The organism is Chryseobacterium sp. MYb264 (genome assembly GCF_035974275.1).
Taxonomy (GTDB): domain Bacteria; phylum Bacteroidota; class Bacteroidia; order Flavobacteriales; family Weeksellaceae; genus Chryseobacterium.
The window spans coordinates 2,219,291-2,242,032 of record NZ_CP142422.1 but is presented as its reverse complement, the minus strand read 5'-3'; the positions used below and the strand labels follow the sequence as shown (position 1 = coordinate 2,242,032).

Below are 22,742 nucleotides of genomic sequence, written 5' to 3'. Positions count from 1 at the left end.
ATAATTGTACTAGTTGGTACAAAATAAAAATTTAAATATTGAATATCGGTTTTGTCTATAATACGTCATAGCTCATAAACAGAGCAGTTTCCATCGAATTATTATACAATTTTGTATTGATTCCCGTAATAAGGAAACCTGCGCTTTGATAAAATTTTATAGCAGGATAATTGGTATTTTGTGTTTCGAGCTCAACTATTCTGCAATTCAGTTCTCTTGCTTCACGGTTCACACTTTTTATCAATAATCTGCCGATATTCTGACCTCGGAATTTTTCACTGATCAATACATTTTCGATGAAAAGACTATTGTTCCAGGTTCGGAAATCACAGATGATCCAGCCAACGAGTTCATTATGATCAAAGGCTCCGAATGAATGTCCCTGTTTGATTATATTATTTAAATCATTGATATCCTCTGAACTCGTTTCCCAAACTTTTTTATAAGGTTGATTTTTTTCTCTCAGACTAAACTCAAATGTCGTTCCGATCTCAATAGCGGAAACTACAAAGATTTTATCGGTTTCATAACCATTCAAACCCCAATTGAACGTAGGATTATCATCTAATCGAGTAAGCTTTCTTATTTCCATAATGTGAAAGAATTAAGAATCAAATTTCAAGATAATTACTGAATTTCTGTGCAAATTTCAACCAAATAATGATCTGGATCTTTAATATAAGCTACTTTTTGTCCCCAAGGTTTTTCAACCACATTTTCATATAAAGTGGCTCCTTTGGAAATTGCTTTTTCGACTAAATCTTCAACATTATCAGTCACAAAACCCAGTTCTATTCCGAAAGGTTTCTCAGTTGCTTTTGAATGTAAAAATCCTTCCTTAATATTTGAATTGGCTAATGCAAGAGAAGCGAACGAAAGGGTGGTATCTCCGGTTATCAGCTCGCCGTAATCTTTTTCAGGAGTGATAAATTTGATTTCTGTATTGAAAGTATCTTTGTAAAAATTCATAGATTTTTCCAGATCTTCAACATACAGAATTACATATTTGAATTTAATCATGATGCTGGGTTTTTGTTTGGATTATATATTCATCGTCCGTCATTAGTTCTACCTTGGTAAGGGTTAGCGGATAATATTCCATACCTCCGAAATGACCGAACTGTAGAGGATATTTTTGACCAAGTAAACGGATTCTCCTTCCAAAAGAATTGATATCCACAAACTGTATATCTTCTTGCTTCTGCCTGCCATTGGTGAAAAAAATCATGAGATTACACTGATGATCAAACTCTTTTTCGTGATAATAGAAGACATGAATATTTTCTTCCAGACAACTCTTTTTAACATCAAGAATGAACTCTGTTTTATGCGAAACCGATAGATAACAGTCTATTCTTATGGATAAATTTTCCGCATTATTTTTTTTGAACTCCGATCCGACGATTTGGAGGAACCGATGTTGGACAGGATCAAATCTGTCTGTTCCGCTATGTTTGAAAATTTGTTCATACTCTTTTATAAATGGCGCTTTCAAATCCGGTGAGACGGCATTTTCGCTGACAAGTAGTTTCTCTATTTCCCGGGCTAACTGAAAATGAAAATCAAACAGATAGTACCCGCTAATCGTGAAGGACAGCAGGTTTTCATGCATTCCCACATATAAGGATGCGCTAGGAAATTCAGAAACTGAATTTTTTAATTTCGGCAATATATTTTCAGGGTTCGGAACTTTAATTACCGCATGAAGTTCAGCCCGGTTATCAATATGACCGCCATATCCCCGTTCAAAATTAAAATACTGAAACTGATATAGATTTTCAGGAAATTGATAATACCAATATACCCCTAAGATCATTAAAAATTTTTCGCTTTTGTTGTTGAAAAATTGGCTCGTGTTGCATACAGAATAATTTGCAGCAATGCTAGTAATAGGATAATAGTGGCTCTTATGAGTGATCGGTGGGAACTTTTTTCACGCATGGATTTCAGATAATTGACCTTTCCGATGGCGTACTGTTTAAGATCCTCAGTATCTGTAAAATTATTGATTCTGGTTATTTCAGATTTTATTTCAGCCTCATTGAGTGTTGAAGCCATGTTAATCTGTATTGCGTTGCTTACAAAGAGCCATCCAAACAGGACAATTGAAATAAATAAAAGAAACGGTCTAAGTATTTGCATATCTTATTACTATTTGAGGGAAGGATATCAAAGGATATTTTATTATTCTCAAATTTAATTATTTTTATTTAAAAGCTTTCTAATACGAAGAAAATTTAAAGTATATTCCTTTGTTTTTTTTGGAAAATCACGGAAAAATAGATTGTAATGGTTTTAAATAAGATAAATGAAACCTAAATTTGAATGAAATTTCATATTCTAAACGTCTCAAAAGACTTACATTTGTCCTCAATAAAATTTTACTGAATGCTTAGGAAAATTTCGATTGCGGCGGCTACTTTCTTGTCCGTAATGACAATCAATGCGCAGAAGAACAAAAATTCTCAATTAGAAAGACCCAAATTAGTGGTTGGTTTAGTCGTAGACCAGATGCGTTGGGATTATCTGTATCGTTTTTACAATAAGTTTGGTAACGACGGTTTCAAAAGACTGTTAAACTCAGGATATTCCCTGAATAACGTTCATATTCCTTACGTTCCTACGGTAACGGCTTTGGGACATACGAGTATTTATACAGGTTCGGTTCCGGCGATTCACGGGATTGCAGGAAATGACTGGACCGATAAAGAAACGGGGAAAAATGTGTATTGTACAACAGACGAAAGTGTGAAACCGGTAGGGACAACCAATGTTAAAGTAGGAAGCCATTCTCCGAAAAACCTTTGGTCTACAACAGTTACAGACGAATTAAGACTGGCAACAAATTTCCAGTCGAAGGTTGTAGGGGTTTCTTTGAAAGACAGAGCATCTATTTTACCGGCCGGACACACGCCAACAGGAGCGTTCTGGTTTGATGATTCTACAGGAAATTTCATTACGAGTACTTGGTATATGAACGATTTGCCGCAATGGGTAAAATCTTTTAATGCTCAGTCACTTCCGGATCAGCTGGTGGCCAATGGCTGGAATACCTTGCTTCCGATCAATCAGTATACGGAAAGTTCTCCGGATAATTCAGCTTGGGAAGGATTGTTGGGAAGTGCTAAAACGCCGACTTTCCCTTATGCTAATCTAGCGAAAGATTATAAAGAAAGAAAAGACAATATCAGATATACGCCTTTCGGAAATACATTAACGCTGAAAATGGCCGAAGCAGCTGTAGAAGGTGAAAAAATGGGTAACGATGATGTGACGGATTTCTTAGCCATCAATTTGGCATCAACAGATTATGCAGGTCATAAATTTGGTCCGAACTCTATTGAAGTTGAGGATGTCTACTTAAGACTGGATCAGGATTTTGCTAAATTTTTCAATTATTTAGATGAAAAAGTAGGTAAAGGACAATATACAGTATTCCTTTCCGCTGATCACGGAGGTGCGCATTCCGTAGGTTTCCTTCAGGAGCATAAACTTCCTACCGGATTCTTTGGAGAAGGTATGGAGAAAAATATCAATCAAAAATTAAAAGATAAATTCGGGGTTGATAAATTGATCAATTCTATTGAAAATTACCAGGTTTATTTTGATAGAAAAGTATTGGCTGATAATAAATTAGAATTAGATGCGGTAAGAGATTTCGCGATCAAAGAAATAGAAAAAGATCCTACGGTTTTATATGCTGTTTCAGCAGAGAAAGTTCAGGAAGCCAGCATCCCCGAGCCTATTAAACAAAGAATTATTAATGGAATAAACAGACAGAGAAGTGGAGATATTCAGTTGATCTCTCACGATTCTATGCTACCTCCTTACGCCAAAACGGGAACGACACACAGTGTTTGGAATTCCTATGATTCTCACATTCCTTTGTTATTTATGGGTTGGGGAATTCAGCATGGGGAAAGCAATAAGCCTTACTTTATGACAGACATCGCTCCTACGGTTTCTGCGTTACTAAAGATTCAGTTTCCCAGTGGAAATGTTGGAAATCCGATTACAGAAGCTATTGGAAGATAGTTGAATAAGATAAAAAATCACAGAAAATCCCTGACGAATAGTCAGGGATTTTTGTTTTCATGCTTAATAGTAAATCTTTGTATTATCGATTTTTACCATATCAAGCTTTTCCATCTTCTTCACGGTCCGGATCACGGTTTCTATTCGTAATCCGGTGAGGGATGCCAACTGCTGCCGGGTGTAGGGAATAAGAAAAGAATGCTTTTCCTTACCTCCGAAATAGTCTTTGAAGTAATTCATCACCAAATCTATTTTGGTTAAAGGATCTCTGAAGGACAGCGCTGCTGCCGTTAAATATCTGTAATGCATTCTATCCGCTGTGTACGAATAGAGGTGAAATATCTGTTCAGGATGTTTCAGCAGAAATTTAAAAAACTTCTTTTTTTCCATTCTGATAATTTCACAGGCGGTAATGGCAATAGCATTAATTGCATAATTTACGTTGTGAAATAGGTACGTTTCCGCAAAACAATGTCCTTCAAAAGGAATCCCATGAATGAATTCCTTTCCGTCGTCCAAAATACTGTTGATGACTACCGTGCCGCTTCTTATCTGAAAATAATACCGCGGTGTAGCTCCTTCTTCAAAAATAAATTCACCTGAATTGTAATTTTGCAGCTCAGCCCCATGAGAAAGCAAAAGTTCTTCACAGATGATCATATTTTATTACTTATTTGTTGGATATAAAAGTAACAAATAAATATATTCATTAAAAATAAATAGATACCACAAAAGGGAATACAAAATCTCTTTATTTAAAGGTGTTTTGAATAGAAATAAGCGCGAAAATCAGGGGTGGATATGGTCTCTGATGTTTTGTTAGTTTTTTTTGCTTTACTGCTGCTTCTTAAAAACAGAAGAATACCGAAATAGGAAGACACACTCCATTTTTCATTTCCTGTTTTTTGATTTGGGGTTGTCACCTCTCAAATACAAAATAAAATTCTGTTCTGGAAGCAGTAAAATACCTCTCGTAATGCTTGAACAGGCTGTGGCTGTTGTGGCGAGAATTATTCAGTGTTCAGATGTATAAAAAGCAGAAAATTTCAAATTTTCTGCTTTTTTCCTTTTAAAAACTTTAAATTTCTACTAGTCTTCATCTTCGTATTGCTCAAGGTAATACGTGAAGGTAAAATCTTCCACGTCGTCTTCAGCATCTTCCAATGTCGTTAAAAGATCTTCAAAAAGCTCCAGTTGATCTACGCTCATATTGACAAATTCCAAATGAAGCGGCATTTCAATCGCTCCGGCGATCACATCTGAAAGTGCGTCCAGATTATCTCCAAAATGTTCAGGAAGTGTAAGTTTTTCTTTAAGCTGAGTGTAGAAATCTTCGTAATCTCCAATCTCAGTAAAATCTATGTATATTGTATTCATAATTTTTATTTTTTGTCATTGCAGTAATGATGAATCCTATCAACTTACTGCTTTTCAAAACTTTTATAATGATCTTTCGTTAAATAAACCTCTCCATTTTCTGTGAAAACAATTCGGTCTGCATTTCTGTTTCCGCAATGATAATTGACGTCTGCTTCAAAATATTGTACACCTTGAGGCAATGTTTTTTCTCTGTTGCTGAATTTATCACCACCAATAGCTTTTCCCGGTAAAACTTCACAAAGGTTGCCTTGTGCAGCATTCCAGCCTTGTTTTCTGGCTTCATTTTTTGTGATGTAACAATTGGGAAGTTGGTGATTCTGCTTCACATACTGAATCACTGTTTTTTCATTGGTCAGCTCGTCAATAGATGGGTCTGCGCTGTTTTGATTTCCTGATGTAGAACCATATTCAATAACAGGTTTTCTATTTTCAGCTTTTGAATCCGCGATGAAATTATTATAAATATACATCACCGCCATTCCGAAGAGAAGACCTAAACAAATGAAAAATAAAGGACGCGTTTTGTTGTTCATTTTTTACCAATTTATTAATGTAGCAGTGTACCAATTTACCAATGTAGCAATGTAGCAATGTAGCAGTGTACCAATGTAGCAATGTAGCAATGTACCAATGTAGCAATGTATCGGTGTAACAGTGTATCAATGTGAGATATTCCGGCGTCTCCATAATTGTTATACTGCTACATTGGTAAATTGATACATTATATCCTCCATTCTTCCGGAATATCACAAACCGGAATCGGGTTCATTTTATGTTGAGCAGCCTTATGCATTCGGTCGAAAATTAAGAATACTTCTTTATCTCTGCCTTCGTAGTCTTCTGCTGTTTTGGTTCCGTATTCTTTCTGGATTTTCTCAAGTTCAGGATACGTGGCACCAATCTGATCTTCATCTGTTCTTTCCGCATCCCAAAGCCCGTCTGTAGGAATGGCTTCCTGAATGCTTTTAACCAAATTAAGTCCGGTTGCCAATTTATAAACTTCAGTTTTGTAAAGATCTGCAATGGGAGAAACATCTACACCGCCATCGCCATATTTTGTGTAAAAACCGATACCGAAATCTTCAACCTTATTTCCTGTTCCGCACACCAAAAGACCGTTAATCTGGCCATAATAATACAAGGTAAGCATTCTTAAACGCGATCTTGTGTTGGCAAAAGCCAGTTTTTCATTCGGATACAGGTCATCATGAACGTCAAATGTCTTGTAAAGCTCTTCAAAAGCAGGCGTAAGGTTTACAGACATTGTTTCAACATTCGGGAATTTTGATTTCAAATCATTCATATGTTCCCAGGCTCGGTTTACCTGATCTTCCTTCTGGCGGATCGGCATTTCAATTAATAAGGTATTTAAACCCGTCATCGCTGCTAAAGTAGAGACAACTCCTGAATCTACACCACCAGAAACTCCGATGACATATCCGTTTACTCTTGATTGTACTGCATAATCTTTCAGCCAATTGACAATATGATCTATTATTTTTTGTGTCTGCATTGTATGTTTAATTTTTATATTCTATTCCAAATTCTTTAGGATATTTTACCATTCCATTTACGCCCTTTAAGCCATCTTCAATGAGCTCGACAGCCATTCCGTTTTCTTCGGGAACATCAAAAGGAAAAGTAATTCCAAAATCAGTCGCTTTTCTGTATTCAAATTTCGGATAATATTTTTCATGACCGACTAAAACAACGGATTTAAATCCCAATTCCTGAGCAATTACATGTCCGAAAGCGATCAAATGTCCGCCAATCCCCTGATTTTGATATTCGGGTTTTACGGAAACAGGAGCCAAAGCTAAGGATTCAAAAGATGCTGAACCGTTTTCTATCGTTACTTTCGTGAATAAGATATGTCCTACCAATTCTTCTTCACCGGTGTCATCATTCACAAAATCAGCAACTATAGATAATTCCGGAATAAAATCTTGTGACTTTCTAAGGTTTTCAACCAAAACATGTTCCTGATGGTCACTGTTTTCAACATTTCTGAAAGCTTCTTCAATGATCTGTAAAACTTTTTCCTTATCTTTTTCCTCTTCAGGTCTTAATGATATCATGATTTTATACTATATTTTTCTTGAGTTAATTCATACCAGAAGCAAATACCGTCGGGCTCTTCAAATTCACCTGTTTTTTCAAATCCCAGTTTTGTTAAAATATGATGGGATGCTTCATTTTCACAATGGGCATACGCATAAATTGTATTTGCTTTCAGCTCTTGAAATCCATATTCCAATGCTGCTTGAGCTGCTTCCGTAGCAAAGCCTTTTCCCCAGGATTCAGGTAAAAAACGATAGCCTAATTCGTATACATTTTTATACCCGTTGGTTTCTTGGGTTAAAAGTTTTAGACCGCTCCATCCAATCAGTAAGCCTGTGGATTTTTCAATTACAGCAAGTCTTCCCAAGCCTGTTTCCAGATATTGCTTTTGAATGATTTCTATAACTTCTTTTGATTGATTAGGCTCAGATAAAGGAGCAACACCGATATATTTCATGACATCAGGATTGGAATCAAGCAAAAACATTCGCTCAACATCTGTTTCCTCCAATTTTCTCAGAATCAGTCTTTCGGTTTCTAAATGCATTTTTTTATTATTGTTCAGCTCCAAAAAGGGTGAAATCTGTTTTTGCTCCTTTTTTAATGTCGGTTTCCTTCATTTTATTTCCACCGATATTTAATGTCTGCAAATTTAGATTTTTAGAAATATCCAACTTTTGAATCTGGTTGTGTTCAACGTTTAATTTTCTTAAATATTTAAGCGAACTTACATCAATACTTTTAAGCTTATTGATCGAAATCGTTAACTGATCGATTCTTGGAGTTGCCTTTAAAGAAAAAGTTTGAATCTCATTATTATCTAAGTATAATGAAGCCAGGCTTTTCAGATTTTCTGCTGAGAAAGCTGAAATTTTACATCCTGTACAGGAAAACAAATCAAGACTTTCCAGATTTTTTAAGGCAACATTGGGAATCGGGTTTTCATCTAAAACGATCATTTTTGCGTTCGGAAAAAAAGCAAGGTCTTCTGTAGAAGTAATATTCCTTTTGGCCAAAAACAAGTTCGTGATTTGCTCGCCTTCAAACTTTTCAATAACACCGCTCTTATTAATATCAAAGTTTTCCAGTACTGCTTTTTCAAGATTTTTATCCTTGAATTCAAGTGCCTGAGCGGAAAGTATGCTTAGTCCGGAGAACAGGAAAAGGGTAGTAAATATTTTATTATTCATCATGTTGATTGTTTTAATAATCCGTATTTTTGTGAATCAAAATTTTTGTAAAAATAATGAAGATTTTCAGAATTATTGCGCTTTCTCTCATTTTAGTTGCAGGATTGAGTTCTTGTAAAAAAGAATCTAAGAATCAATGGAATATTGAAGTCAAAAATCCGGCGGAAAAAGTAGAAATTACAGATATTTCTAAAGAATTTTATGATCAGAATCTGACTTTGGATCAGTTCAAAGCAAAGTTTCCTTGGTTTCAGGGAACGGTTTCTGATGCTGATTTTGCCAAAAGAATGGCTGATGCTGAAGAAATAAAAGTATATAAAGAGGCAATTGGAAAGATAGATCAGCAGAAGCTTAATAATGAGCTTCATGAAATGTTCTCACATATCAAATATTATTTTCCGGAGTTTAAGAGCCCCAAAGTGTTTTTGTTCTCCTCTGCCTTACAAATGGCACAGGATCCTATATTTTACGATTCTAAAGAAAATTTCCTGTTCATTGATGTGACGGGATTTATGGGAGAAAATAATCCAAATTATAAAGGCCTGGAAATGTATTTTCAGAAATCGATGAATCCTAATAATATCGTTCCGAAGGTTTCGCAGATTTTTGCTGAGGGTATTGTGAAAGAATCTCCTGATCATCAGAAATTTATCGATCAGATGATGTTGAATGGAAAGATTATGATTCTTCAGGATGCATTTTTGCCAGATTTTCCGGATTATCTTAAAATGAACTATACCCAGAAGCAGTATGAATGGGCCGTGGCCAATGAAGCGAATATCTGGAATTATTTTGTGGAAAATAATTTGCTTTTTGGAGATGACCACCGTCTGCAGGAACGTTTTCTTGCGCCCGGACCTTTTTCAAAATTTTATACAGAAATTGACAACGAATCTTCACCGCAAATAGGGATTTTTACCGGATGGCAGATTTGTAAATCTTATTTGAAAGAAAAGCCAGAAACAAAATTATTGGATTTCCTGAAAATGGATGCGACGATAATTTTTAATCAGTCAGGGTATAAACCAAAATTAAAATAGAAAGCAAACGGAATTTTTAAACCAATTGCTAGAAAATAAAGTATTAGAAATAAATAGAAAGTTATGAGAAAAACTCAGATTACGATAGATGTAGAATTAGATGAAAACCACATTCCGGAAACAATGACCTGGAATGCACAGGATGGTGGGGTAGAGAAGGAAGAGACAAAAGCAGTGATGATTTCTGTCTGGGATGAAAAGGCAATGGAAGCTTTAAGAATCGACCTTTGGACCAAAGAAATGCCGGTTGATCAGATGAAAATGTTTATGCATCAAATCCTGGTTTCTTTGGGAAATACTTACCAAAGAGCAACAGGTGAGGAAGATGTGGCACAATGGATCGAGCAGATCGCTGAAGAATTCGCGATCAAATCTGCAATAAAAATGTAAAACCAATTTGAAAATGTGATAATGAGACAATTTGAAAATTAAACAAAGCGTATACATTTTCAAATTCTCAAATTTTCAAATTATTAATTATACAAATTATGAATTTTAATACAAAAGTTATTCACGGAGGGCAACATCACGAATCTGCAACAGGTTCTGTGAATGTTCCTGTATTTTTAACATCAACATTCGCGCAAAAATCTCCGGGGGTACATTCCGGATATGAATATTCAAGAGCTGCCAATCCTACAAGACAGGCTTTGGAAGACTCTTTGGCAAGCATTGAAAACGGAGCGAGAGGTTTGGCTTTCGGTTCAGGTTTAGCTGCCATTGACTGTGTTTTAAAATTATTAAATCCTGGTGATGAGGTAATTGCTGTTGATGATTTATATGGTGGAACCTACAGAATGTTCACCAGACTTTTTGAAAAATATCAGTTGAAGTTTACGTTCGTGAATTTTGATGATGTTTCAAAAATTGCTGACGTTATCACCGATAAAACCAAGCTGATCTGGGTGGAAACACCGACAAATCCATTGATGAAACTGGTAGATATTAAAGCGGTGGTAGAAATTGCAAAAGGGAAAGATATCTTGGTTGCGGTTGATAATACATTTGCAACGCCTTATCTTCAGAGACCAATCGATTTAGGAGCCGATATCGTCATGCACTCGGCAACAAAATATTTGGGTGGTCACTCCGATGTTATCGCAGGAGCTTTGATCGCTAAAGATGCTGAATTGGGAGAAAAATTGCACTTCATTCAGTTTGCAAGCGGAGGAATTTTAGGACCTCACGATTCTTATCTGGTGTTGAGAGGGATTAAAACTTTGGCGTTAAGAGTTCAGAGACATTCCGAAAACGGAATGGCTGTAGCAAAATATCTTGAATCTCACCCAGCTGTGGATCAGGTAATTTACCCTGGACTGGAATCTCACCCACAATATGAGCTGGCTAAAGCTCAGATGAAGGATTTTGGAGGAATGGTTTCTTTCACTTTCAAATCTGGTAAAAAAGAAGATGCCATCAAATTTTTAGAGAAAGTAAAAGTGTTCACTTTAGCAGAATCTTTGGGTGGAGTGGAATCTTTGGCCAATCATCCGGCATTGATGACTCACGCTTCCATTCCTGCAGAAAAACGTGCAGAATTGGGAATTACAGACGATTTGGTTCGTTTAAGTGTTGGAATCGAAGATGCAGAAGATCTAATTGCAGATTTGGAAAGAGCTTTTTCTTAAATAAAATTTTACCACAAAAGTCCCAAAAGAAATTATTAAGATTAAATATAAAAGCTTTTGTGACTTTTGTGGTTAATTAAAAACTAAAACATCATGAGAAAGATCCAGATTTTATTGTTATTAATTTTAAGCCAAATAATATATTCTCAAGTCAAAAATACTGACGAGTTATACAAAACAGCGAAAAAATTAGACAGTCTGATATTCGATGTCGGATTTAATACATGTGATCTTTCTCATTATGATTCTATTGTCAGTGATGATTTAGAATTTTACCACGACAAAGGCGGAATTACTTCCGGAAAACAAGCCTTCACAGCTTCCATTAAAAACAATATTTGTGGCGGACCCAATAAAGTAAAACGCGAGTTGGTGCCGAACAGCCTGAAAGTTTATCCTTTGTACAATAATAATGTTTTGTACGCCTTTATGGAGGAGGGTGAACATGATTTTGCAGAACTTTCTAATGGAAAATGGATTAAAGGAAGCCGCGCGAAATTTACCATTCTCTGGATTCTTGATGGAAAAAACTGGAAGATGAAGCGTGTACTGAGCTACGATCATCACTTATAATTAATGGAACAATGTACCAATTTAACAGTTTACTAATATTTTACTGCTAAATTGTTAAATTAAAAAACGATGACAGATTTTCAAAAATACGTTCAGAGATATTTGGATTTAATTCCTTCTGAAAACTGGTTGGAAGAACTCAGAATTTCTGGCGAAAAAACAGTTGATATTTATTCTAAACTTTCGGAAGAGCAGTCGCTTTTTGCGTATGCAGAAGGAAAGTGGACATTGAGAGAACTTCTTCTGCATTTATCCGACACTGAAAGAGTTTTTCAGTACAGAATATTGGCTTTCGCAAGAGGAGATCAAAATGAATTGCCTGGTTTTGATGAAGAATTATATGCGAAGCAGTCTTTTGCGAATGAAAGAAGCGTAACTTCTCTACTTGAAGAATATCAACTGATCAGAAAGTCCTCTCAGATTTTATTGGAAACAGCAAATTCATCAGCTTTGAAAAATATGGGAACAGCTAATGGAAACCAGATTTCAGCGGAAACCATTGGAAAACTGATTGTTGGTCACAATATTCATCATTTGAATATTATTGAGGAAAGATATTTGCAGAATTTATGATGAGACAATTAAAAAAAAATTAATTTTAATCAGCTTATTAATTTTTATTCTCTCACTTTTCTTTGATGCTTTTAAGATTGAAGATATTGGGAAAATAACTAATTTTGAATCATATACAGTTGTTCTTATTGGAATCATAAGCTTTCTAGGAGGGGGGATTTTTGAATTTTTTGTTTGGACAGCCAATTGTTGGTTTTTCCTTTCTATTCTGTTTACTTTTAGAAAAAAGTATTCAACTTCTTCTATTTTTGGAATAATTGCATTAGGTATCTCTGCTTCATTTATGTTGTGGCGTGAGGTTTTAGCTTCGGAAAGTGAAAGAACAGCAAAAATTCAGAGTTTAGAAGTCGGATATTTTTTATTGTTGGCTTCAATTTTATTTATCACTTTTTCTTCAGTTTATTTGAAAATAATAGAAAAAAAGAATGCAAAGTTTAAAGAATTTAGATATTGAAAAAAGTATTGAATCAAAGAAGCTAATCTATGATGTAAGTTGGGCTGAAAAATTTGATACCTTCGGAATTTATTTCGTTTTTTCAATATTGATTTTTTTATGGATTTCTTGCGTTTAAAGAAATTAAACCTGCGCTCAATAATAATTTAGAATATTTTTGTCTGATCTCTTTAACGATATGTTGTTTATATAATTTGTATTGCAAATTCACCGAGAGGAATTTAAAAGAAATCAAATTCAATATTCATAAAGAAGAAGCACAAAGAAGAATTCTTGAATATGGAAAAAAACATCATTTTAGAATTTCCAAAATATCTTAAAACCTAATATTTCTGAATGAGCCTATCAGTAGTCTCAGCAGTTCGGACGAAGAAAAAACTACTATTGTTTTATTTAAAGACCAATCAGTTCTTTACACTTTAATTCAAAATGGTAGAAGAATAAATGCTCCTGTTTTGTTTTCACAATATTTTATTCGGAAGGATTTTAAAAGGATATTAAATCAAACCAAATTCGATTTAGCTAAGAAGAAAGGCTATTTTGATATGTTTTTCAATGATTCTTATTGAATTTTAAAAATAATTAATCAAGATTTTATCAATAGCAACGGGCTTTAGCCCGTTTTTTAATTTAAATTCGATTTAATTGGCTTTAGCCAAAACTTAAAAAAGAAATTTATATTTTTGGCAAAACAACACAAATGCCATTTATTAAAATTTATATTCATGTCGTTTTCTCGACGAGAAATAGAATACCTTATTTCAATACTTCAGAATTAAGAATAAAAGTCTGGAAACATATCAAAGAAAATGCATCAGAAAAAGGAATTTTCTTAGATATGGTCAATGGTTATTCGGATCATTGTCATTGTTTAATTTCTCTTGGTTCAAATCAAAATATTGAAAAAGTTGTACAATTATTAAAAGGTGAATCTTCTTTTTGGATTAATAAAAATCAATTGACAAAAGAAAAATTTGCATGGCAGGATGAATATTTTGCAGTTTCTGTTTCTGAATCTATGATTGAATCAGTAAGAAACTATATTAAAAATCAGGAAATTCATCACAAGAAGAAATCATTTACAGAAGAATATCAGGAGTTTATTGATAGATATAATTTTAAATAGATTTTGGCTAAAGCCGAATTTGATTGTATTTCCATTTCAAATGGGCTAAAGCCCATTTCTATTGAATAAATGCGATATGTTTTTAATATAATAACCTCTTTAAACGGAAGAGAATATATTTAATTTTGCACAAAGATTCGTAAATTTACCGTTGGAAAATTAATAGGAACGGGTTTTAACCTGTTTGCTTAAAATTAAATTCCACATTGGCTTTAGCCGAAATATAAAATTTTCAATTAACAATGGAAAACATTATCAATATATTAAAATCCGGCGGAACAATCCTTTACCCAACAGACACCATCTGGGGAATTGGTTGTGACGCAACAAATATAGAAGCCGTCAACAAAATTTTTGACATTAAGAAACGCGAGAAAAATAAATCCATGATTATTCTGGTGGAATCTGAAAAGAGACTACAGGATTTGGTGGACGTTCCGGAAATGGCTTGGGAAATCATTGATTTAAGTGAAAAACCGGTGACTATCGTCTACGAAAACCCGAGAGGGTTACCTAAAGAACTATTAGCAGAAGATGGAAGTATAGGGATCCGTTTGGTGAAAAATGATTTTTGTAAAAAACTAATCACGAAATTAAACAAGCCCTTGGTTTCAACTTCAGCCAATTTCAGTGGAGAAAAAAGTCCGCTGAAATTCTCGGATATATCTCCTGAAATGATTAATCTGGTAGATTATGCAGCAGAAGAAAACAGAGACGTTGTTTCAAAATATTCAGGATCTTCGGTGATAAAAATCTGGAGCGACAACAGAATAAAAGTTCTTCGCGAATAAAAGAAAAGATTTTAATTATCTTTGCAAAATCATTTAACCATTAAGAAGTCGGAAATTGAGTTTTTTTAAGCTTAAAATCTGATTTCTTGATGGTTTTAAATTAAATAATGGAGGTAGCGGTAAGTCCAAATCTTTCAGTCTATCCTCTATCAGTCTATTATCAAAACATCTAAAAGAAATGTTCATCAATTTAAATCAAAATAAAAATCTAAAACTTTTCAAACTCATTTCTGAGGTAGCTGCGGCAAACAACCAGTCTGTGTACATTGTAGGCGGTTATGTTCGGGATTTACTAATGAAAAGAAAGGCTTCTACGGACATTGATTTTGTGACTGAACAAAGCGGAATTGAACTCGCTCAAAACGTAGGAAAAGAAATTGATCCCAAAATGAAAGTTTCGGTTTTTAAAACGTACGGAACGGCGATGATCCGATACAAAGATCTTGAGCTTGAATTTGTAGGAGCAAGAAAAGAAAGCTATTCGGAAGACAGCCGTAAACCCGAAGTGGAGGGCGGAACCATCGAAGACGATCAGAAAAGAAGGGACTTTACGGTGAATGCGATGGCTATTTCTTTAAACAAAGATAATTTTGGGGAACTAATTGATCCTTTCCACGGAATGGATGATTTGGAAAAAGGGATTTTAAGAACACCTTTAGAGCCTGCGCAAACGTATTCTGATGATCCGTTAAGAATGATGAGAGCGATTCGGTTTGCATCGACTTTGCAGTTTCAGGTGGAAGAGAAATCTTTGGAAGCCATTAAGCAGGAAGCTGAAAGAATTAAAATTGTTTCGATGGAGAGAATTATGGTTGAGTTTAATAAGATCATGCTTTCTACAAAACCTTCTGTTGGGTTAAAACTAATGGAGCAGACAGGCTTAATGAAATTAATTATTCCTGAATTGATTGATCTGAAAGGCGTGGAAGAAGTTGAAGGACAAACCCATAAAGATAATTTTTACCATACTTTAGAGGTGGTTGATAATATTTCTGAAAATACGGATAATGTATGGCTTCGCTGGTCGGCATTACTTCATGACATCGGAAAAGCACCGACCAAAAAATTTGTTGAAGGAACGGGCTGGACTTTCCATGGACATGAGTTTTTAGGTTCAAAAATGGTGAAAACATTGTTCCAGAGATTGAAATTACCGTTAGGGCCTGACATGAAATATGTTCAGAAAATGGTAAAATTATCATCACGCCCGATTGCTCTGATCACAGATGATGCTTCAGATTCTGCACTGAGGAGGTTATTGTTTGATGCGGGCGAAGATTTGGAAGATCTGTTTACACTTTGTAAAGCCGATATCACAACGAAAAACTCTAAAAAACAGGAGAAATTCAAGAAAAATTTTGAATATGTTGCGGTGAAAATCAAAGAAGTGGAGGAAAAAGATCAGGTGAGAAATTTCCAGCCGCCGATTTCAGGAGAGGAAATTATGGCGATGTTTAATTTAAAGCCAGGTCGTGAAATCGGGATTTTAAAGGAAAAAGTGAAGGAAGCTATTCTTGAAGGTGAGATTGGAAATGACAGCGAAGAAGCAAGAAATTTTGTGATTGCGGAAGCTGAAAAATTGGGATTGACTTTAGCTTAAAATGTTTTTTGGAACATTTGATTATATCATTTTAGCAGTAATTTTCATCTTCAATTTTGGAGTTTGGAAATATAAAATAATTAAGAAACGCAACCGGATTTTATATCTGGTTGCGTTTTTGGTTTTTAGGAGGTGTCATTCCATTTTTTTCTATAGATTTTGAAATTCAAAAAGCAATAAAAGGTCAGCCATTTGTAGATAATTGTACCTTGCTTTATACCTATTTTAGATTTCCGATTTGGTGGAGTATTGGTTTTTTGAAATTATATTTTTAAGGGTTTTTATTAGAAAATAAAATAAAAGGGACGACTTTCAAAAAAGTCGTCCCTTTTTACATATAAGTTTCTGAAATAATTTATTATTCTATTTTTGAAAATATATCATTTTGATGGTGAATCTAATAGCCAAAAGTTAACTGCTAAAAGCTGCTTCACAGCAGGTGTCTTAGTTCTTATAAAAACCATTTGTTGCAATACCCGTTGCGAAAGTTTTTAATAAAGTACCAGAAGTAGCATCATATACATTTACTTTGCTGTCTCCTGAGTAATTAGCATCTGAAACATAAATTCTTCCGTCAATAACATTGAAACCATAAAGATTTCCTGTAGATGTAGCTAATGGAGCCGTCGGAACTGTAGTGGATCCAAAGTTCATTGTGTAGATTTTGTTACCTGATGTGGTAAAGTAGATTTTATTGTCAGTAATTCTTAGTTTTTGCGCTTGAGGAATGGCAGTAAGTGTGGTCGTTTGATAAGTTCCTGCAGACGCGTTCAGTTCATAAATATAAGAATTGGTATTGTCTGAAGCCAAAACATACGGTTTTCCGTTGTAAGAAATCAGATCGCGGATAATTCCGTTAGAAGGTAGAGTGATTACTTTGTTTATTGTATTGGTAGATGGAGATACAACAGTAACAGTGTAACCAGTTGATAACTCACCATAAGGAGCGGTGGTCTCGTAAGTAACACCATCTGTCTGAACAATAATGTTTCCGCCAGCTTCTACAATTTTCTCAGCAGAACGAGGAAAATCGATGCTTTTAACATAAGAATTATCAGCCGTATTGTATACATTCATCTTCATTACATCATAAAAATTATTGTTGGTAACATAATACTGATTTCCTGAAAATGCAATATATCTTGGATTGTCAAGATTACTGGTTACAGTAGTTTGTTTTTTAAACGTATATCTGTTAACAATATCTATTTTATTAGGAACGTTCGAAACCAAATAAGCATGATCTCCGTTAAAACCTATTGATTGTAAAACATTTCCCAGATTTTCGTTACTGTTATTCGTAGAATAGATTTTATTGTATACTTTTCCAAGGTCATTACTGATAAATGACACATTAGAAGTAGGTGTACTAAATCCCCCTTCGTCACTGATAAGAATTCCGTTTTCATACGTTACAGCGGGAATTTCGTCACTATCACTGCTACACGCAACGTTGAAAACTAATGCCGAAGCAAATATAAAAGGTAAAATTTTTCTGATGTTCATATCTTCTATTTTAAAAATTAATATTAAGAGTTACGCTGTAGTTCCTTTTTGGTAAAGGATAGGACAGCATCGTATAGTAAACCTGATCAAAAATATTATTAACCTTAAATCCTACATTGTAGTTTTTAAGGAATGTTCCGGAAATTCCTGCGTTCATTACAAAATAAGGATCAAGTGATGCTTCTTTTTTTGCATCGTTTGAGGTATATGTTAATCCGTTAAATAATCCCTGAACATACAATCTCAGGAAATCATATTTATAGTCAATATTTCCAAATACTTTATGAACAGGTACGTACATTAGCTGTTTTTCCCTTTCAAGATCAATAGATTTCGTGTAAGAATAACCGATATTAGACTGAATACTCTGTTTTCCGAATTTCTTTGAATATTCCAATTGTGCTTCAAGTCCGTAAGACCTCACATTCGAAATATTGGTAGCTGAATAATAAGAATTTCCGTTGTTTTGCTGCCAAACAATCATATCGTAAACTCGCAGGTAATAAGGAGTTAATGAAAGTTTTAAATCTGAAATTTTAAACTGATTTCTCAATTCAAATTGATAAGACGTTTCCGGTTTCAAATCTAAATTTCCTCCCGGTTGCCAGTAAAGATCATTAAATGAAGGATACCTGAAATTTCTCGATACGTCTAAATTAACATGATACCATTGAGTTGCATCCCATTTTCCTGAAAAAGAAAAAAGTAGGGGCGAACTGATATCTTCAACAAAGTCTTTTTTAATTCCTGCTTCAAATCTCAGATCTTTAGTGGTGAAATAGCGAATTAACGCAGCAAAAGAACCTACATTTCTGCTCACATCTCTAAGTTGAGACTGCTTCAGACCTTCTGCTTTATTGAGCTGGAATTCAGAAATTAAATTAAAGTTCCATTTTGGCGTGATAAAATAATTGAAGTTGTTTTTTACAATATAATTTTTGCCGGTTCCGCCACTGAAATAAGGTTTGTTAATATCAGAAAAATACTGAAAATTTTCCTCGGTATAAGCAGCTTTAAAGGAATTGGTAAATTTAGATTGACTCCAGTCCCACGAAACTAAACTTCTTACATTCTGAGTTTCATATTTCGTTTTCGTTTGACTGTCAAAAAAAACAGGATAGTTTTGATTTCCGTTAAAAAACTCCGAAATCCACGAAATTTGATGATGTGGAGCTATTTTATAAGCTGCCGAAAAATTAAAATTGGTATTATTATATTCCCCATTTCTGTTGATATAATTCTGAGATTCTTTTACTTCATAATCATTCTCGCTTACCGAATAATTGCCCGAAACTTTAAAGCTGAACTTTTCATTGCTGTAAGAACCTTTCAAAAAATTATTAAATGTTCCAAAAGATGCTGCTTCTGAAAAAAGAGAACCGTGAAAGCCTTTATTAAAATCCAGCGTATTATTCAGGTGAATACTTCCGCCAATGGCACCGCTTCCATAAATTACACTTCCGCCGCCGGCCTTTACATCAAGTTGATCAAAACCTCCGAAAGAAATATTATTTACATCTGCCTGACCTAAAAAATTTGAGTTGATATTAATTCCGTTCCATACAAAAGCAGTCTGCTGTGCAGTGGTTCCCCGAAAAGAAGGCGAAGAAACAGCACCCCGTCCGTTTTCTTTAATATAAACAGGCGTTTGAAAACGTAAAAGTTCAGAAAGATTGGTTGAGTTTTTTTCAATATCCTGAGGTGAAATAGTCTGTACCTTATGAAAAAGTTTTACCTTGTTCATTTGATTGTCAAAAACAAACACCGTGTCTATTACCTTTTCCTGACCAAACAGAAAGCAGCCGTAAGACGAAAAAAACAGGACTACAGATCTTTTTATATTCATACCTTTTCACTTTTCCACCGAAAGCAATTATTTTAGTTAGATTTTGGCAGGTCTCCTGACTTTCGCTTTTCCACACCTTCCCGTTTGCACAGTGGTTTTCCGTAGAAATTTTGATTGCGATTTACAGTTGCGGGGACAGCTCAGGATTTTCACCCGATTCCCTATTATTTCCAAAATGCTGGAAACCAAAATTTTTGCAAATGTAAGTGTATTAAATTATAAAAACAAAATGGAGTGTAATGATTTGGATTTCAATGAAATATACAATATTGTTTTTTAGGAGCTTATTCCTGCTCTCTCTCATACTCCTCACGCCAAGCTCTCCAACGCCCGCCAATCCTAAAACCCTTGCCCTCCCCAACGCTCCGACCCAGTTGCGGGGTAACCGTTCGATCAGGGCTAGGCCGTGGACCAAAGATCATATTTCAGCCTATCATCAAAAGAATGATCTTCTTCCAAAACCTCATAGGTTTTTAAAACCTATGAGGTTTTCAATGAATGTACTATTTAAATGAACGAGATGACATTCTCAAAAATGAATGTTATGGGTGGAAAAATTGCGCTATTCATATTTAAAAACTACAAAAATGTAGCATCAAAATAAAACGGCAAGAGATCTTTAATCGCATGTACCTTCACTACCTCTTCATTCATGCTCGAAAAATAAAGGTCTATATTTTCATTCTGCTTCGTTTCATATTCCATTAAGCTTTGCCTGCAAGCTCCACATGGGGGAATGGGTGGATTTTTCTCATGAAATTCTTTAGGACCTCCCACCACAAAGATCTTTTTGATTTTTACGTCCGGAAAATTGGCGGCAATCCAGAATAGCGCTGTTCTTTCCGCACAAAGTCCCGATGGATAAGCTGCATTTTCCTGATTGTTTCCGGAATAGATTTCACCGTTCTCCAGCAAAACGGAACATCCCACTAAAAACTGAGAGTACGGAGCATAGGCGTTTTCTCTAGCTTCTTTAGCTTTTTCAAACAATTTTTTCTCTATATCGTTTAGCTCTTCGCTATTTTTAAAATACTCGTAACTGATCTGAGTTTCTTTTTTCATATATTTATAGGTAGAATTAAAAAAAGGGGGATAAAATTAGTTCTTTTTACCAATGTAGACAAGCCCTATTTATCCTTCAGAATTTTAACTAAATTATTCAATTCAAAATGTTATATACTCCAATTACGTTCAGAAATGTAACGCTTAAAAACCGTTGGGTAATGTCTCCAATGTGTATGTATTCTTGTGAAAATGGCTTGGCAAATGATTTCCATTTCGTGCATTACGGAAGCCGAGCGCAAGGTGGGACCGGTTTACTAATTGTAGAAGCAAGCGGTGTAGAGCCACGCGGAAGGATTACCAACCATTGTATGGGAATCTGGAATGATGAACAGGCAGAAAAATTACAAAAGATCGTAGAATTTGTTCATAAAAACTCAGAAAGTAAAATAGGAATACAATTGGCACATGCAGGAAGGAAAGGCTCTACATGGAATAATATTCAGATTCCTTTGGAAGAAGGTTGGGAAACGGTGGCTCCAAGCCCGATTCCGTATCATCCAACCGAAAGAATTCCGCATGTTTTAACAATTGAACAGATTAAAGAACAGGTTCAGAATTTCAAAGCTGCAGCAAAAAGAGCTGTTAAAGCTGGTTTTGATGTTATTGAAATTCACGCAGCTCATGGATATCTGGTTCATCAGTTTTTATCGCCATTATCCAATATCAGAACCGATGAATACGGTGGAAGTTTCGAAAACAGAATCCGTTTTTTATTGGAAATTGTGGATGCGGTAAATGAAGAGTTAAATGAAAATGTAGCCTTATTTGTAAGAATTTCCGGAACTGAATATGCTGAAAACGGTTGGGATATTGAAAGCAGCACCGCTTTAGCTCAAATTCTAAAAGATCATCATGTTGATTTGGTTGATGTTTCAAGTGGTGGAAATATTCATGGAGCTAAAATTTCTGTTTTTGATGGCTATCAGGTTCCCCTATCTTCTCAAGTAAGAAATGAAGCTGAGGTGAAAACTGGTGCTGTCGGCTTAATAAAATCAGCAAAACAGGCAGAGGAAATTCTTCAAAAAGGAGATGCCGATCTTATTTTTGTGGCAAGAGAAATTTTACGAAATCCTTATTTAGCTGTTCAGGGTTCTTTTGAAATGAATGAAGAAGCCTTTTTCCCTCATCAATATCTGAGAGCAAAGATTTCTACATAATTTTTATATATTTGAATCCCCAAACGCTAAACTATGAATATTGAAGATTATATGCTTTCCTGCCCAAGCAAAAAATACTTAGGAATCGAGTGTTTCGGCTGTGGAACTCAAAGAGCCATTGTGATGGTCTTTGAAGGCAGATTTGCAGAGGCTTTTCATATGTTTCCGGCGGTGTATACTTTGCTGCTTTTTTTCGCAACAGTCGGATTAAATTTTATCGATAAGAAAAGGAATTACGGAAATTTATTAGTGGGTTTAGCAATTATAAATGCTGTAATTATGGTAACTTCCTATTTTTATAAGCATCTCTATCTACACTGACAAACAATAGACAACATTAAATTATAACTATGAACGAAAACAAATTACCTAACGCAACCGCCGTTTTAATTCTGGGAATTGTCTCTATTTTAGGATGTTGCTGCTATGGACTTCCGGGATTGGTAGCTGGGATCATCGCACTTGTATTAGCTAAAAAAGATGGCGAGCTTTACAAGCAAAATCCAACCATGTATTCCAATTACGGACAGCTGAATGCAGGAAAGATTATGGCTATTATAGGGATTGCCCTGAGTGTACTGTATGCGGTGTATGTAGTCGTGATGATTGCTACCCTGGGCTGGGATGCTATGAAGGATCCTCAAGTCATGCAGGAAAGAATAAAAGAACTGATGGGACAATAATCTTTTAGTACCCATTGAAATGACAAGACCGCAT

27 protein-coding genes and 1 riboswitch are annotated in these 22,742 nt (G+C 34.9%); of the genes, 13 read left to right on the top strand and 14 right to left on the bottom strand.

Annotation, left to right across the window (positions count from 1 at the left end; genetic code table 11):
* Positions 1–55: 55 nt before the first annotated feature.
* From VUJ46_RS09530 to VUJ46_RS09515, 4 genes are read right to left on the bottom strand one after another with little or no spacing between them, the layout of a single operon-like run.
* Positions 56–592: a GNAT family N-acetyltransferase gene (locus VUJ46_RS09530; RefSeq protein WP_326984749.1), complete on the bottom strand. Its 537-nt coding sequence runs from the start codon at positions 590–592 to the stop codon at positions 56–58.
* A gap of 35 nt (positions 593–627) precedes the next feature.
* Complete coding sequence (locus VUJ46_RS09525; RefSeq protein WP_326984748.1) at positions 628–1,020, bottom strand: VOC family protein; 393 nt, start codon at positions 1,018–1,020, stop codon at positions 628–630.
* Positions 1,013–1,816, bottom strand: a complete 804-nt coding sequence (locus VUJ46_RS09520; RefSeq protein WP_326984747.1) for a hypothetical protein — start codon at positions 1,814–1,816, stop codon at positions 1,013–1,015. The genes VUJ46_RS09525 and VUJ46_RS09520 overlap by 8 nt, the downstream gene beginning before the upstream one ends.
* A complete protein-coding gene (locus VUJ46_RS09515) occupies positions 1,816–2,142 on the bottom strand; it encodes a hypothetical protein (protein WP_326984746.1) in 327 nt (108 codons plus the stop codon). Before VUJ46_RS09515 ends, VUJ46_RS09520 begins: the two co-directional genes overlap by 1 nt.
* Positions 2,143–2,388: 246 nt before the next feature.
* Between VUJ46_RS09515 and pafA the strand changes: the two genes are divergently transcribed.
* Positions 2,389–4,035: an alkaline phosphatase PafA gene (gene pafA / locus VUJ46_RS09510; RefSeq protein ID WP_326984745.1), complete on the top strand. Its 1,647-nt coding sequence runs from the start codon at positions 2,389–2,391 to the stop codon at positions 4,033–4,035.
* Positions 4,036–4,098: 63 nt separating this feature from the next.
* Here pafA and VUJ46_RS09505 read toward each other — a convergent pair whose 3' ends face one another.
* The 7 genes from VUJ46_RS09505 to VUJ46_RS09475 form a co-directional block, all read right to left on the bottom strand.
* Positions 4,099–4,695 (bottom strand): Crp/Fnr family transcriptional regulator, encoded by a 597-nt coding sequence (locus VUJ46_RS09505; RefSeq protein ID WP_326984744.1) that lies wholly within the window; start codon positions 4,693–4,695, stop codon positions 4,099–4,101.
* 429 nt (positions 4,696–5,124) lie between these two features.
* Positions 5,125–5,412 (bottom strand): barstar family protein, encoded by a 288-nt coding sequence (locus tag VUJ46_RS09500; protein ID WP_326984743.1) that lies wholly within the window; start codon positions 5,410–5,412, stop codon positions 5,125–5,127.
* Positions 5,413–5,456: 44 nt separating this feature from the next.
* Positions 5,457–5,948 (bottom strand): ribonuclease domain-containing protein, encoded by a 492-nt coding sequence (locus tag VUJ46_RS09495; RefSeq protein ID WP_326984742.1) that lies wholly within the window; start codon positions 5,946–5,948, stop codon positions 5,457–5,459.
* Positions 5,949–6,136: 188 nt separating this feature from the next.
* Entirely contained in the window at positions 6,137–6,928 is a 792-nt protein-coding gene (gene nadE, locus VUJ46_RS09490) for an NAD(+) synthase (protein ID WP_326984741.1), read from the bottom strand.
* Between the two features lie 7 nt (positions 6,929–6,935).
* Positions 6,936–7,493: a GNAT family N-acetyltransferase gene (locus VUJ46_RS09485; RefSeq protein ID WP_326984740.1), complete on the bottom strand. Its 558-nt coding sequence runs from the start codon at positions 7,491–7,493 to the stop codon at positions 6,936–6,938.
* Entirely contained in the window at positions 7,490–8,023 is a 534-nt protein-coding gene (locus tag VUJ46_RS09480) for a GNAT family N-acetyltransferase (RefSeq protein ID WP_326984739.1), read from the bottom strand. Before VUJ46_RS09480 ends, VUJ46_RS09485 begins: the two co-directional genes overlap by 4 nt.
* 7 nt (positions 8,024–8,030) lie before the next feature.
* Positions 8,031–8,669 (bottom strand): leucine-rich repeat domain-containing protein, encoded by a 639-nt coding sequence (locus tag VUJ46_RS09475; RefSeq protein WP_326984738.1) that lies wholly within the window; start codon positions 8,667–8,669, stop codon positions 8,031–8,033.
* A 53-nt stretch (positions 8,670–8,722) separates the two neighbouring features.
* Here VUJ46_RS09475 and gldB point away from each other — a divergent pair, with 53 nt between their 5' ends.
* The 9 genes from gldB (at position 8,723) to VUJ46_RS09430 (ending at position 16,451) form a co-directional block, all read left to right on the top strand.
* Positions 8,723–9,706 (top strand): gliding motility lipoprotein GldB, encoded by a 984-nt coding sequence (gldB, locus tag VUJ46_RS09470; RefSeq protein ID WP_326984737.1) that lies wholly within the window; start codon positions 8,723–8,725, stop codon positions 9,704–9,706.
* A 63-nt stretch (positions 9,707–9,769) separates the two neighbouring features.
* A complete protein-coding gene (gene gldC / locus VUJ46_RS09465; protein ID WP_326984736.1) occupies positions 9,770–10,096 on the top strand; it encodes a gliding motility protein GldC in 327 nt (108 codons plus the stop codon).
* Positions 10,097–10,194: 98 nt separating this feature from the next.
* Positions 10,195–11,334: a cystathionine gamma-synthase gene (locus tag VUJ46_RS09460; RefSeq protein WP_326984735.1), complete on the top strand. Its 1,140-nt coding sequence runs from the start codon at positions 10,195–10,197 to the stop codon at positions 11,332–11,334.
* Positions 11,335–11,427: 93 nt separating this feature from the next.
* Positions 11,428–11,907 carry a nuclear transport factor 2 family protein gene (locus tag VUJ46_RS09455; protein WP_326984734.1) on the top strand — a complete coding sequence of 160 codons (480 nt, stop codon included), beginning with the start codon at positions 11,428–11,430 and terminating at the stop codon, positions 11,905–11,907.
* 69 nt (positions 11,908–11,976) lie between these two features.
* The gene (locus tag VUJ46_RS09450; RefSeq protein WP_326984733.1) at positions 11,977–12,480 is read left to right on the top strand and encodes a DinB family protein; all 504 of its coding nucleotides are present in this window, start codon (positions 11,977–11,979) and stop codon (positions 12,478–12,480) included.
* Positions 12,452–12,934, top strand: coding sequence for a hypothetical protein (locus VUJ46_RS09445; RefSeq protein ID WP_326984732.1), 483 nt, complete (start codon positions 12,452–12,454; stop codon positions 12,932–12,934). The genes VUJ46_RS09450 and VUJ46_RS09445 overlap by 29 nt, the downstream gene beginning before the upstream one ends.
* Positions 12,935–13,634: 700 nt before the next feature.
* Positions 13,635–14,060, top strand: coding sequence for an IS200/IS605 family transposase (gene tnpA, locus VUJ46_RS09440; RefSeq protein WP_326984731.1), 426 nt, complete (start codon positions 13,635–13,637; stop codon positions 14,058–14,060).
* Between the two features lie 242 nt (positions 14,061–14,302).
* A complete protein-coding gene (locus tag VUJ46_RS09435; RefSeq protein WP_326984730.1) occupies positions 14,303–14,851 on the top strand; it encodes an L-threonylcarbamoyladenylate synthase in 549 nt (182 codons plus the stop codon).
* Positions 14,852–15,029: 178 nt separating this feature from the next.
* On the top strand, positions 15,030–16,451 hold the full coding sequence (locus tag VUJ46_RS09430) for a CCA tRNA nucleotidyltransferase (RefSeq protein WP_326984729.1): 1,422 nt from the start codon (positions 15,030–15,032) through the stop codon (positions 16,449–16,451).
* Positions 16,452–16,895: 444 nt separating this feature from the next.
* Here the strand turns inward: VUJ46_RS09430 and VUJ46_RS09425 are convergent, their stop codons facing one another.
* The 3 genes from VUJ46_RS09425 to cdd form a co-directional block, all read right to left on the bottom strand.
* Positions 16,896–17,957: a hypothetical protein gene (locus tag VUJ46_RS09425; RefSeq protein WP_326984728.1), complete on the bottom strand. Its 1,062-nt coding sequence runs from the start codon at positions 17,955–17,957 to the stop codon at positions 16,896–16,898.
* Between the two features lie 10 nt (positions 17,958–17,967).
* The gene (locus VUJ46_RS09420) at positions 17,968–19,803 is read right to left on the bottom strand and encodes a TonB-dependent receptor plug domain-containing protein (protein WP_326984727.1); all 1,836 of its coding nucleotides are present in this window, start codon (positions 19,801–19,803) and stop codon (positions 17,968–17,970) included.
* 28 nt (positions 19,804–19,831) lie between these two features.
* A riboswitch (cobalamin riboswitch) is annotated at positions 19,832–20,008 on the bottom strand.
* A gap of 374 nt (positions 20,009–20,382) precedes the next feature.
* Positions 20,383–20,865 carry a cytidine deaminase gene (cdd, locus tag VUJ46_RS09415; protein ID WP_326984726.1) on the bottom strand — a complete coding sequence of 161 codons (483 nt, stop codon included), beginning with the start codon at positions 20,863–20,865 and terminating at the stop codon, positions 20,383–20,385.
* Between the two features lie 107 nt (positions 20,866–20,972).
* Here cdd and namA point away from each other — a divergent pair, with 107 nt between their 5' ends.
* Genes namA through VUJ46_RS09400 form a run of 3 tightly spaced genes read left to right on the top strand, consistent with a single transcriptional unit; the run spans position 20,973 to position 22,708 of the window.
* Positions 20,973–22,025, top strand: coding sequence for an NADPH dehydrogenase NamA (gene namA / locus VUJ46_RS09410; protein ID WP_326984725.1), 1,053 nt, complete (start codon positions 20,973–20,975; stop codon positions 22,023–22,025).
* 33 nt (positions 22,026–22,058) lie between these two features.
* A complete protein-coding gene (locus VUJ46_RS09405; protein WP_326984724.1) occupies positions 22,059–22,346 on the top strand; it encodes a DUF2752 domain-containing protein in 288 nt (95 codons plus the stop codon).
* 29 nt (positions 22,347–22,375) lie between these two features.
* Positions 22,376–22,708, top strand: a complete 333-nt coding sequence (locus VUJ46_RS09400; RefSeq protein WP_326984723.1) for a CCC motif membrane protein — start codon at positions 22,376–22,378, stop codon at positions 22,706–22,708.
* Positions 22,709–22,742 lie beyond the last annotated feature (34 nt).